General features: G+C 30.9%; 8 protein-coding genes. All 8 read right to left on the reverse strand.

The features are described 5' to 3' along the window. Positions 1 to 96: 96 nt before the first annotated feature. Complete coding sequence (locus ACY2IJ_RS09000; protein ID WP_476724028.1) at positions 97 to 546, reverse strand: 6-pyruvoyl trahydropterin synthase family protein; 450 nt, start codon at positions 544 to 546, stop codon at positions 97 to 99. Position 547: 1 nt separating this feature from the next. Then, a complete protein-coding gene (locus tag ACY2IJ_RS09005) occupies positions 548 to 1,309 on the reverse strand; it encodes an enoyl-CoA hydratase/isomerase family protein (protein ID WP_476724029.1) in 762 nt (253 codons plus the stop codon). Then, entirely contained in the window at positions 1,306 to 2,652 is a 1,347-nt protein-coding gene (locus tag ACY2IJ_RS09010) for an MATE family efflux transporter (RefSeq protein ID WP_476724030.1), read from the reverse strand. Before ACY2IJ_RS09010 ends, ACY2IJ_RS09005 begins: the two co-directional genes overlap by 4 nt. Beyond that, positions 2,639 to 3,484 carry an alpha/beta hydrolase family protein gene (locus ACY2IJ_RS09015; protein ID WP_476724031.1) on the reverse strand — a complete coding sequence of 282 codons (846 nt, stop codon included), beginning with the start codon at positions 3,482 to 3,484 and terminating at the stop codon, positions 2,639 to 2,641. The genes ACY2IJ_RS09010 and ACY2IJ_RS09015 overlap by 14 nt, the downstream gene beginning before the upstream one ends. Then, a complete protein-coding gene (locus ACY2IJ_RS09020; protein ID WP_476724032.1) occupies positions 3,484 to 6,237 on the reverse strand; it encodes a PD-(D/E)XK nuclease family protein in 2,754 nt (917 codons plus the stop codon). The genes ACY2IJ_RS09015 and ACY2IJ_RS09020 overlap by 1 nt, the downstream gene beginning before the upstream one ends. 114 nt (positions 6,238 to 6,351) lie before the next feature. After that, positions 6,352 to 7,683: an OmpA family protein gene (locus tag ACY2IJ_RS09025; RefSeq protein ID WP_476724033.1), complete on the reverse strand. Its 1,332-nt coding sequence runs from the start codon at positions 7,681 to 7,683 to the stop codon at positions 6,352 to 6,354. Between the two features lie 277 nt (positions 7,684 to 7,960). Next, on the reverse strand, positions 7,961 to 9,424 hold the full coding sequence (locus ACY2IJ_RS09030; protein ID WP_476724034.1) for an OmpA family protein: 1,464 nt from the start codon (positions 9,422 to 9,424) through the stop codon (positions 7,961 to 7,963). Between the two features lie 142 nt (positions 9,425 to 9,566). Continuing rightward, positions 9,567 to 12,677, reverse strand: coding sequence for a UvrD-helicase domain-containing protein (locus tag ACY2IJ_RS09035; protein WP_476724035.1), 3,111 nt, complete (start codon positions 12,675 to 12,677; stop codon positions 9,567 to 9,569). Positions 12,678 to 12,729: the final 52 nt, after the last annotated feature.

The raw sequence follows: 12,729 nt of genomic DNA on the forward strand, positions 1-12,729 counted from the left end.
GGGTCGGGCTTTTACTACTCGCTTTTTAAAACGCTAAAACAAGTTTAGCATTTTAAAAGAGCTCAAACATACCGTGCAATCCCTAATGCAAAATTATTAATCACTTGCAAACCACTCTGCAAAAGAACTACTTGTTTCTTGCAATCTTAAAGAATGTAGCTCTATATGATTAGGCAATCTCTTTTTAATTTTTTCTGCAAAATCTAAAATCATCATCTCACTAGTAGGCTGATAATCTACCAAAATAACATTATGACCTCTATCTTGTAACTCTTTAGCCAGCTCTACATGAGGTGTGTTTTTATTAAACACAGTTGCATGATCAAAAACATCTTCAATTTCTGACTTTACAATATTTTTCAAATCTGTAAAATCAATCACCATTCCATTTTTTACATGGTTTATGTCTTGAATAGGAGATCCAATTACGGTAACATACAACTTGTAACTATGTCCGTGTACATTTCTACACTTACCATCGTAACCGTGCAAAGCATGCCCTGTTTCAAAATCAAACTTTTTTGTTATTCTTATTTTCCTATTCATTCTATTTATTTTTAAACTGAGCTAACGCATTTTTGGCTTGTTCAGACAAAACCAATTTACCACTTATAGTGGCTCTTTCTTTTAAAAGTTCTCCCCAATTATCAGTACCTCTCCACAATGTTTTCTTTAAAGCCGATACTGCATCGGAATTGTAACGAGTTAACTCTTTAAAAAAAGCTTCTGTCTGTATATTTAAATCGTTAGGAGTTTCAAAAACCTTTGCATACAAACCAACTTCTTTAGCCCAGGCAGCTGTTTTCCATTGAGTAGGATTTAAACTTAAATCTGTAAAGTTAGACAATCCTATTTTTCTTGTTACTGCAGGTTCTATCACAAAAGGCCCTATTCCTATAGTAAGCTCAGACAATTTAATACTTGCAGCTTGTGTTGCAAAAACATAATCACTTGCAGCTACAATTCCTACACCACCTCCTACGGTTTTACCTTGTACAGAGGTTACAATAATTTTACTACTCTTTCTCATAGAATTAATAACATTGGCAAACCCCATAAAAAAAGCAGTTCCTTTATCTAAACTATTTATTTCTAGCAACTCATCAAAAGATGCACCTGCACAAAACACTTTTTCTCCTACGCTTTTTATATGAATTACACGTGCATCTTCATTGTCTTCACAAATAAAAATAGCTTTGCTTAATTGTTTTAACTGCTCACTATTTAAAGAATTACTTGCAGGATTATAAAATTCTATAGTAGCTACCTTGTCTACCAAAGTAGTTTTTACATAGGCTAACTCTTTCATAATTGTATTTTTTTATTAACATTTAACTTTATTAATTTCACAAATTTTATACGCAAAAGTAAAGCTCTTAACAGCATCCAAACTAAAAAAGCTATCCAAATTGCAAAAATTTCAAACTCTAATATATCCAAAATAATTAATGTAGGTACAAAACCTACAAACGTGGCTATTAACTGTGTATTTCTTAGCGTAACAGCTTCTGCCATTCCTTTATAAACATCATCATAAACAAATGCAATAGCATTTAAGGGCTGCATAATAAGAACCATCCAAAAGAAATTTTCGAACGTATTGATTACTTCTTCATCATAGGTAAATATTTTTCCAACATAAGGATACAGTACAAAAAACAAGAGAGCTAAAGATACCGAGACCACCAATGCATATTTTGTAATTATTCTTACCAATAACGCTAAATCTTTGTAATTATTTTCTCCTTTTAACTTTCCAGAAATAATGGCAGATACACTCGCATATCCATCAATAAAAAAAGCAAAAAACAACCAAATTTGAAAAGCAATAGTAAAGGCTGCTATGTAATTAGATCCGTATTTAGTTGCATAGGCATTAGACATTACCAAACTTGTGTTTAACGCAATGGTTCTTACCAGCATATTTAAACTAATTCCAATAGTTCTTTTTAATTCTGGATGGACTTTGAATATTATTTTTAATCGAAATGGTGTTTTTACAAACAACAAAATTAGTGCAAAAACAAACATTACAAACTGAGCTATTAAACTTGCCCAAGCAGCTCCTTCTATATGCATGGCAGGAATTACCCCTTCTATTCCATAGACCAACAAAAAATCTAACAGAATATTTAACACAGCTCCTGTGGCACTAATTACCATAGGCCAAAAGGTATTTTGTAAGCCTCTAAAAATAGAAAATACAGAAACAATAAACAGCAACAATGGAAACCCCAATGCTCTAATTCTGTAATAAGAAACCGTATAATTTAATACCAAACCATCAGCGTTATAAAGCTTAAATATTTGAATTGTTAATACATATGTAATTGCATAAACAATGCATCCTAGAACAATATTAATGGCAATCATTTGAGCAGGCAAACCTATTATTTTATCTAACTCTTTTTTACCTAAATACTCTGCTACTAAAGCAGCAATAGCCACTTTACTTTGTGTAAAAATCCACCCTAAAGTTGCAATAAAAGAACCTGCAAGCCCAACCGCTGCCAATGCCTCGGTTGCATTTATATTTACATTTCCTACAACTGCAGTATCGGTTAAAGAAAGTATGGGCTCTATAACTCCAGAAATAATAGCCGGAACCGCAATGCTGTTAATGTGTTTAAAAGAAAATCTATTTTTGCTCATTGATGAATTGAATCGATTCTGCTACTACTTTTTGTAAGTCTAAGGGCATTTCATTTTCTGTATAAGGCTGACTATTTCCCATAGCATGATTCATATTTTCTATCCAAATTAACTTACTATTTGGATTCCATTTGTTTACGTTTTCTGATTCTATAGGTTTTACCACAACATCTTCTGTACCGTGAACTAGTAAATGATTTGCTTTTAAATTTTTAGCCGCTTGCTCAATATCAAACCTTTCTTTGTTGTTGATATAATCTTTGTAGAACGAAAAATAATGAGGCATTTTTTGATGTGTTCTTGCGTTTTTAACAAAACCAACTCCTCTAACTTTCCACCACCATAATTTAAAACCTGTAGGAAAACGAGCTTTAAAGTCTGATACTCCTGCCCAAGAAATTACATTTTTAATTTTAGGCTCTTCGTTTGCTTTTAGCGTTACAATTCCTCCTCCTCTAGAATGTCCTATTAGTGTAATATTTTCTGTATCTATTTCTGTTTGTAACTCATCATGATCTAAAATAAAATCTATAACCGATTGCAAATCGTCCATTTCTTTGGTAAATGTATTTTGACCAAAAGCTTTTAAATCAGGAAAATCTATGGGTTGCTCTACCGTTCCTCCATTGTGCGAAAAACTAAACTTTGCAAAAAAGAAGTTTTGTTTAGCAAACTCAGTAGCCATTAAGTTCCACGCTCCCCAATCTTTGTAACCTTTATACCCATGACAAAAAATAACTATCGCTTTTTTTTGTCCGTTTTTGGTATAATGCAAGTCTGTTAAAATTGGTTTTTTATGTTTTCCTTGTACCTGAATGTTTTTATGAACCATTATACTTCTTTTTTAAATTTTTTATCTAAGTTCTCTACAAAAGTAAGTTTGTTGTCTAGAATTTCATCAATTAACGCAAATAAACTCTGTTTAAAATCTTCTAAAAATTCGGGAGTTACTGTATGTTCTTTTTCAAATCTATTCTCAGAAAAATTCATCGCTAAAAAACCTGCTTGAAAGTTTTTAAAAGAGTAGATTCCTGTTTGCAATTTATTCTGTTCAAGGTCAAAACTTTCTGTTTCTGTGTACAACAAAACATAAGTCATTACCTGTAAAATTTTATGGTATTTGTAATCTGTCATAACCAAAGATAAATCTGACAATTTTAAATCTTTAGTTTCTACTTTTCCTGTTTTATAATCTACAATTCTTCTTACTCCGTTTACCTCATCAACTCTATCTATTTTTCCTTTTAAAACTACTTTATGTCCGTTAGGTGTTAGCAAATCAACACTATATTCTCCTTCTAAACTTTTAACAATTATCTCTTTACCTTCTTGAATTTCTTTTAATTCTTTATTTAAAAAATTCATTACAAATTGATTGGCTACTTCATAAATCAATCTATTTTTTCCTGTAGTAAGATCTCCTTGTTTAAAGTGTTCTATGAATTTAGAGGACACCATTTCTTTGGCCTCTGATTTCATTTTTTTAATATCTGCTGGTATTAAAATTTTATTCAAATAGGGTTTGTATAAAAACTCTAAAGAATCGTGAACCACGGTTCCTAAAGTATTATGAGCTACCTCTTCTTCTACTTTGTCGGTTTCTCTTATTTTTAAAACAATTTTCTGATAAAAACCTAAAGGATCATTAACATAATCTATAATTCTACTTGGTGACACTCCTTTATTAAAATAGTTTTTTAACAAAGTAATCACTCTTTCTGTCTTTACAATTTCTCTAGGTTTTACCGTAGACATTTGTACTGGAGCCACTACTTTTTTATGAGTAACGTCTTGTTCTTTATCTATTAACAGTTGTGTTAAAAATCTACTCATTTCTCCACCACCAAAATCATTAGGTTGTGTATTATATAATAAATAAATATTCTCTGCTCTTTGAATTAATCTGTAAAAATGATATGAAAAAATAGCATCTTTAGCTAAATAAGTAGGCATTTTAAAGTGTTTCTTTACTTCAAAAGAAATAAAAGAACGCTCCGTTTTTCCAGAAGGAAGTATTCCTTCATTTACAGAAGAAAGTATTACATTTTTAAAATCTAAACAACGTGTTTCTAACACCCCCATTAACTGCATACCCTCTAAAGCCTCCCCTTTAAAATCAACCGTTTCTAAGGGTAATAATTTTTTAAAAATTTTATGCAATACTTTAATATTGGTAATGTATTGATATTGATTGTTTAGATTGATAATTTCTTGAAATACTTTTCTATACCCTTCTACATACAACAACTCTATTCCTTCTAATTTTTGATCTAAATGGTTGATGAAATCAATAATTCTATTTAGAAACTCTGACACACTTAATTTGTTCTGAAACAGAGCTACAATAACGGCATGAATCTTATATTGTTTGCAAAGATGTACAATAGTTTCTTGACTAATAAACACCAAATTATTTTGGGTAATATGCGCTATTATTTTGGCACTAATGTTTTCGGTAATTTTACCCAGATATGGATGTCTAAAAAAAGATAATAAGTCTTTATAATAAAATGTTTCTTTTCCTAGTTTTTGCTGATTTAAATGAGCATCAAACAAAGACTGAAACAACCCCGACAAAGGAATATTACTTAACGCATACCCCATAGTAACGTTTACTTTGTTTACATTTTGTGGAATGGAATTTAAAACCACAGGCAAAATAGATTCTTCTGCCAAAACAAATGCTGTTTCTTCTGGATTTATAGTACTGTTTAAAAAAGAAGTAGCTGCTTTTATTCCGGTAACATTTAACGGAGTTCCTAAAATTTGAATGTTTTTTTTCTGATTAAAATGGTTCTTTACAAATTTTTCTTTTTCAAGGGTTTGTAAACATTCCCATTCTTTAAAAAACTTTCTAATAAACAACCCGGCCTCGTGCTTATCTTCTAAATAATATTGATCTACATCCCAATAAATATGGTTGTGTTTCAATTCTAAAAAACTTTTAAAAATTTCTTCTTCGGCTGTATTTAACGCATTAAACCCAATAAAATGAAAATACTCGTCCTGATGAACTTTTAAATATTCTTTATGTTTATGATATGCTTCTTTATAGACCAATCCTTGATAACCCGCATTTTTTTCTAACAAAGAAACACTCAACTTTTGATAATATACATATAGATCTTTTACAAAAGACATGTAATTTTTTACTGTACTAGTAACTTCCTCTTTTTTAGGCGACCAATCTTTAATATTTTGAATATCTGTTAAGTAAGAAAATATTTCTTTAGGCTCTACTAAATGTCTATCTATTTCATTAAAATCTTGTATTGCTATAGTTGCCCACCCTATAAACCTTTCAAAAGTGTCTGGTTTTTCTCCTAAAAAAGTTTGATTGTAAATGGTAAAAAATTCAAAAATTAAAGAAACCTGATCCATGGTTTCTAAACCAGAAATTTCTTTAATAAACTTTTCTATACTTATAATTTTAGGCAAAAAAGAAACAGTCCCCTGTAACTCTTCTTTAAAACATTTTTTTAAATAAATTCCTGCTCTTTCGCTAGGAACAATACATGTGGTATTTTTAAAATCCTGATGTTTGTGTACAATAGCTTTGGCTGTTTCTGCTAAAAAAGTATTCATGTTTTTATATAAAAAGAAGATATATAAAGGAACGGATTTTTTAAATACTATAAAAAATTAGACCTTAAAAAAGCCGTTCTAAATTAGAACGGCTTTTTTAAACTATTGTTAAGTTTATTTAGAATTTAAGGCAGTAATTACCACTCTTCTATTTAAAGCTCTACCTACAGCTGTTTTGTTAGAAGCAATAGGTTTGGTTTCTCCATAACCTTCTGCTTTTAATCGCCAATCTTCAATACCGTGTGTTCTTAAATAATTTACCACTGCTTGCGCTCTATCTTTAGATAATTTTAAATTGTAAGCATCGTTCCCTTGACTATCACAATGTCCTTCAATTTCAAACCTAATTCCGTCAAACTTTTTCATTACACCAACAATTAAATCCAATTTTTCTGTTACTCCTTCTTTAAATTCCGTGCTATCTACATTAAACTGAATTGTTTTTGCATATTCTCCTAACTGATCTTTAGCTTGCTGAGTTAAAGCTATTGGACAACCGTTATTAGATTTAGGTCCTCTTTCTTTTACACAATTATCTATATTATCTGTAACACCATCTCCATCTGTATCTGGCCAAGGGCATCCGTTATTTTTTAAGGGACCAAATTCATTAGGACACTTATCATTTTTATCAGCCAATCCATCATGATCTGTGTCTGGACATCCACCATCTTTTACAGCTCCTGGTATGTTTGGGCATTCATCTTTGCTATCTTCCACTAAATCTCCATCGGTATCTGGGCACCCCATAAACCTTATAGATCCTTTAGTATAAGGACATTTGTCATTAATATCTAAAACCATATCTCCGTCCGAATCTGCCTTTTTATTTTTTACTGGTTTTCCAAACCTGTAAACCAAAGATACCGAGTGTTGAAAATGATATCCTGGAACATACTTGACATTTCCTATATGAGAATCTCCAAAAACTTCATTTGATTTATAAGCGGTTTCAAAGTTTAATCCCAAAGATTCATTAAACCATGTGTTAAAACCTAGCGCAGGTGACAAAACACCTCCCATATCTTTATCTACCCAAATAGTTCCAATACTAAATTTAGCATACGGATCAAACCATCCTGATTTTCCCCATAGTTTATTAATATCATATCTTATTCCTAAATCTACAGAATAATAATTCTCTTCGGCAACAGTCCCATTTGCTCCTTCATCTATTTTATTAAAAGAACCTGTTATGTCTGCACTAAATCCATTTTTTAAATACCTAGCTACATACAAACGCGTAATAAAAGGAACGTTGTTCAAATCCTTATCTATTCTTATGTAATCTTTAACTTGTGTTCCTAACCTTCCTATTCCTGCATTAGAAATATCAATAAAATTGGTTCCAACTCCTATTGCCCATGGTTTTTTTTCATTCTGAGAAAATGATTTTACAGAAAAAGCCAAGAGCATTAATAACGATAATAGTGTAATTTTTTTCATAATGTTTCTACTTTTTGTTTCCTCAAAACTACTAATTATGAGTACTGAAAAAACAAAATTGACGAGCATCAACCCTATCTACAACAAATACATACAGTCTAACAAAAGCAAAAAAAAACATAAAAACCTAACAAACAGAAACTTAACAACACAAGCAAAATGATTGTAAAATTTAAAACCATCCTTTAAATTGACAATTATCAACATAAGAATTGACCTAATGCAAAAAGGGCATTCCTATATAGGAATGCCCTTTAATTTTAAAATTTTATTCTTCTTATTTTTCAATAGCTGTTAAAACAACTCTTCTGTTTAATGCTCTACCAGCAGCAGTATTATTACTTGCAATTGGCTTTGTTTCTCCATAACCTACAGCGTGTAATCTCCAGTCTTCAATTCCATGAGAAGTTAAATAATCTACCACAGCTTGTGCTCTGTCTTGAGATAACTTTAAGTTTTTAGCATCGTTTCCAGAACTATCAGAATGCCCTTCTACATCAAAACGAACACCTTCAAATTCTCTCATTACATTTACAATAACATCTAAAGTTTTTGTTACACCAGGTTTAAATGCTGTTTTTCCTGAGTTAAACTGAATTGTTTTTGCATATTTACCTAATTGTTTTTTAGCTTCTTCAGTTAATTTTACAGGACAACCATTGTTAGATTTTGGTCCTCTTTCGTTAACACAGTTGTCTAAATTATCCGTAACTCCGTCACCATCTGTATCTTTCCAAGGACATCCTCCGTTAGCTACAGCTCCATATGTTTTTGGACATTTGTCTAAATGATCTGCTAATCCATCTTTATCTGAATCTGGGCATCCTCCATCTTTTTTAGGTCCTGCCAACGTTGGGCATAAATCTTTATTATCTGCAACTCCATCTCCGTCTGTATCTGGACATCCTCCAAACTTTCCTGCTTTATTAGGACAAGCATCGTATTTATCTGCGACTCCATCTTTATCTGAATCTGGGCATCCTTTAGTAGCTATAGTTCCTGCCAATTCTGGACATTCATCTTCGTTGTCCGCAACACCGTCTCCATCCATATCAGGACATCCTTTTAATTCTTTTTTACCTGCAATTTTAGGACAAAGATCATCTGCATCTAAAACTCCGTCAGAATCTGTGTCTTTAGCTCCAAATTTTAACACTAAAGAAATAGAGTGTTGAAAGTGATAATCTCCAATATATTGAGCACTTCCTACTCCACTTGCATCAAACAAAGCACTTGTTTTGTATGAACTTTCAAAGTTTAAACCTACTTTGTCATTAAACCAAGTATTGAATCCTAATGTTGGAGACAATTCCAAAGCAGAATCATCTTCTACCCATGCTCCTCCAACACTAAATTTAGCATACGGATCAAACCATCCTGTTTCTCCAAAAATTTCGTTCAAATCATATCTTAAACCAAAGTCTAAAGAGTAATATGTTTTTTCACTTACTTCTCCTCTAGGAACTTCATCTATAGAATTGATAGCTCCAGCAATGTCTACTGTAAATCCTTTGTTTAAATATTTAGCTACGTACAATCTACTTAAGACTGGTAATACATTATTATCAGAAATACCTATGTAATCTTTAAATTGACTAAATGGACTAGAAATTCCATATTGAGTAACATCTACCATGTTAATACCTACTCCTATTGCCCATGGGTTTTTTTCATCTTGTGCAAAAACTTTTGCTGACAAAATAAAAATAGCAATGAATGATACTATTGTAATTTTTTTCATAATAACTTAAATTTAGTTTGTGCAAATGTACAAAACTAACATACGTTAGGTCTAAAATTATCGTTACATTAACTTAATCACAGGTTGTGATGTACATAAAACACGTTTTTATTTAATTTAAAAGATAAAAAAAATTACTTATTTATAGCTTTTTAATTTCAATTTCATGGTTGCAATACACCAAATATTTATTTTGAACTACATACCCTAAGTTTTCTAAAATATTGGCATAGTTTTCTATTTGCAATTGGTGTTGAGTATAAAAACTTCCTGTTTTATAATCTATAATAATCGCTTTATTGTTCCAAAAAACAACTCTATCCATTATATTAACCTTACCACTTTGGGTTAAAAAAGATCTTTCATTATAAACTTCTACACCTTCTTTATAATAAGCTTTCAATTCTGGATGATGAACAACGTTGTCTATAATTTGTTTTGCTTTACGCTCTACTTCTTTAGGCAAGCCCTGTTGTTGAATATAGGTATGGGCTAAAGAAATTTGTTTTATGGAGTTAACTTTTTCAAAAGCTTGGTGAATTATGTTCCCAAATAAAGTGGCTTCATTATCTTCTTCCTTCTGCTGAACCACTACAATTTGATTTTCTTTTTTATCGGTGCTTATAAAATTTTGCAACACCCAACCATCTTCGGTTTCTTCTGGCCTTGATAACCTTTTAGGGCTTCCCAATTCATAAACAAACTCATTACCTTTTTCCGAAATAAACAATTTAAAATAATCTGAATAATTTTTGATTGTTTTTGATGTGCCTTTTTTGCTATCGCACAGCACAAACAACTGTTCTTTTGCTCTAGTTAAGGCTACATACAATAAATTAAAATTATCTAATTGTATATCTTTATTTACTTCTTCTAGTGCTGTTTCTCCTTGGCTGCCATACATTGCAAGTTTACTAGACACTGGTATTTGAAAACTTTCAAAATTGTTAAACAATTCTTTTTCTTTTGTATGATACCAAATTTTTTCGTTCTGAATGTATTCTGTATCCAAATCAAATGGAAAAATGACTACTGGAAATTCTAACCCTTTAGATTTGTGAATGGTCATAATTTGCACTGCACTTTGTGTAGAAGAAACCTCTACGGTTAACTTTTCTCTTTTACGTTCCCAAAAAGTTAAAAATGCTTGAAGACCTCCTGATTCTTTTAACTGAAATTGCAACACCAAATCTAAAAAAGCTTGTCCAAAAACATCCATAATAGATTGCAGATTAAAAGCTCTTATTATATACTCCAACCCATCGTATAAAGACATTGAAAAAAATTCGGCCAATTTAAATTCAACACCTAAAAAAGATAATAACTCTTCTACATTCTCTGTTTTTAAGCAAGTTTCATAAAATTCGTGTTCCGCAATTTCAATTGCCAAATGCCCTTTAAAAAAACTTAAAATTTCTATCAATTCTTCTTTATCATCTTTGTTATCTAACCAACGCATAAAACGGACAAAGAACTGAACTAGTGGATTGTTTTTTAACAACAAACTATCTGGCGATATTACTTCTATTCCTTTAGAAACTAAATAATTTGCCACAGCTACTCCGTGTGCTTTTTTACGAGTTAACACACAAATATCTCCTTTACAAAAACCTTTTTCTTCAATTGCTAAAATTTGTTGATATACTTTTTCTGAATAAAACTCTTCAAGTTCAAATTCTTCGTTTCTTTCAAAAACTTCCAACCTTACATATCCTCCTTCTTTTGAATTTATTCCTTGATGTTTTTCTTGATTGTAAATTTCCTGATAAACAGGGTCTTTTAAATAAGATGATATAAAAGAAAAAAACTGATTGTTAAAGTTGATTACATTACTGTAACTACGATAGTTGGTTCCTAAAGTTAGCACCTCTTTATCTACAAAGAATTGTTTGTTATTTGGGTTGGATAAATCTACAAATTGCGAAGCTTTTCCTCCTCTCCATCTGTATATGGATTGTTTGGCATCTCCCACCAACATTAAACCTCCTTTATTCTGAGACAATGTGTTATGAATTAATGGAATTAAATTTTGCCATTGCAATTCCGATGTATCTTGCATTTCATCAATAAAAAAATACTGAAATTTTTCGCCCAAACGTTCATAAATAAAAGGTACAGGTTCGTCTTTTATTTGTTTGCTTATAAACCTGTTAAACTCTGCATTTAACCTAAAGTTATTTTCTTCTTTTAAACTAGAAAACTCTTTGTTTATGTGACTAAGTACAGCTAGTGGCACCAACGATTTTAAAATCTTTTTAACTAAAAAGTATTGTCCTAAGTGGTCTTCACATAATTTTTGAGACATTGTGTATATGGCAAACAACTCGTCTTGAATCAAATCAATTTTGTCTCTATCGGCTAATTTGGAAGGGTCTTTAGGTTTAGTTTTTGCATACAACACTCCTTTTTCCATATTTCCAATCAATCGTTTCCCTGCCAACTCTTCTTCTTTTAGCATCCAACTTCCTAAAAACTTTTTAAAATAATTGGGCAAATCACCACTTGCAAAAGAACTGTGAGTAATCCCGTTTTCATCAATTAAAGCTAAGGCTTGTTCTCCTACTTCTTTAAATGCCTTTTCGGTATCTTGTAAATACTGTCTTAATTTATTTTCTAATGTTTTAAAATCAGACAAATTGGTGTTTACCAATTTAGAAACCTCTATTTCGTTTTCTTCGTTTAGCAAAAGACGAGCTACATCTATTAATGATTTGTTGATATCCCAAGACTTATCATTATTTACTTGATGAAGTGTATAATTTACCAACGTTTCTGTTAATTCTGTATCATCTCCAATTCTAGATATTAAAATATCTATAGTTTCTTCTAACAAAGGTTCTGCATCCATTTCCACTTCAAAATCTAGAGGTAAACCCAAGTCTAAAGAAAATGTTCTAATTAATTTATGCGTAAAACTGTCAATGGTAATAATGTTAAAACTGGCATAATTATGTAAAATGTTTTTAAGAACTTTTGTTGATTTTTCTTTTATTTCATCATTGGTTAAACCCGTTTCTTTTTTTAATACCTCAACAATTTGATTTTCTTTAGCTACTGAAGCATCTTTTAACGTATTCAACACACGTTGTTTCATTTCTGCAGCTGCTTTATTGGTAAATGTGATTGCCAATATTTTCTGAAATTCAAAATCTCCAGAGGTTAGTACTATTTTTAAATACTCTTTTACCAAGGTAAATGTTTTACCACTTCCGGCAGAGGCATTGTATACTTTAAAGAAACATTCTGAAATCATAGCTTAAAAAAAAAGAGATTGTCTAAATTAAACAATCTCTTTTAATTAAAAG

Source organism: Wenyingzhuangia gracilariae, assembly GCF_056387575.1.

Bases quoted from the DNA above. Each gene is read 5' to 3' on its own strand.
- ACY2IJ_RS09025 (WP_476724033.1), bottom strand. From the start codon at position 7,683: ATGAAAAAAATTACACTATTATCGTTATTAATGCTCTTGGCTTTTTCT.
- ACY2IJ_RS09015 (WP_476724031.1), bottom strand. From the start codon at position 3,484: ATGGTTCATAAAAACATTCAGGTACAAGGAAAACATAAAAAACCAATT.
- ACY2IJ_RS09030 (WP_476724034.1), bottom strand. From the start codon at position 9,424: ATGAAAAAAATTACAATAGTATCATTCATTGCTATTTTTATTTTGTCA.
- ACY2IJ_RS09020 (WP_476724032.1), bottom strand. From the start codon at position 6,237: ATGAATACTTTTTTAGCAGAAACAGCCAAAGCTATTGTACACAAACAT.
- ACY2IJ_RS09000 (WP_476724028.1), bottom strand. From the start codon at position 546: ATGAATAGGAAAATAAGAATAACAAAAAAGTTTGATTTTGAAACAGGG.
- ACY2IJ_RS09010 (WP_476724030.1), bottom strand. From the start codon at position 2,652: ATGAGCAAAAATAGATTTTCTTTTAAACACATTAACAGCATTGCGGTT.
- ACY2IJ_RS09005 (WP_476724029.1), bottom strand. From the start codon at position 1,309: ATGAAAGAGTTAGCCTATGTAAAAACTACTTTGGTAGACAAGGTAGCT.
- ACY2IJ_RS09035 (WP_476724035.1), bottom strand. From the start codon at position 12,677: ATGATTTCAGAATGTTTCTTTAAAGTATACAATGCCTCTGCCGGAAGT.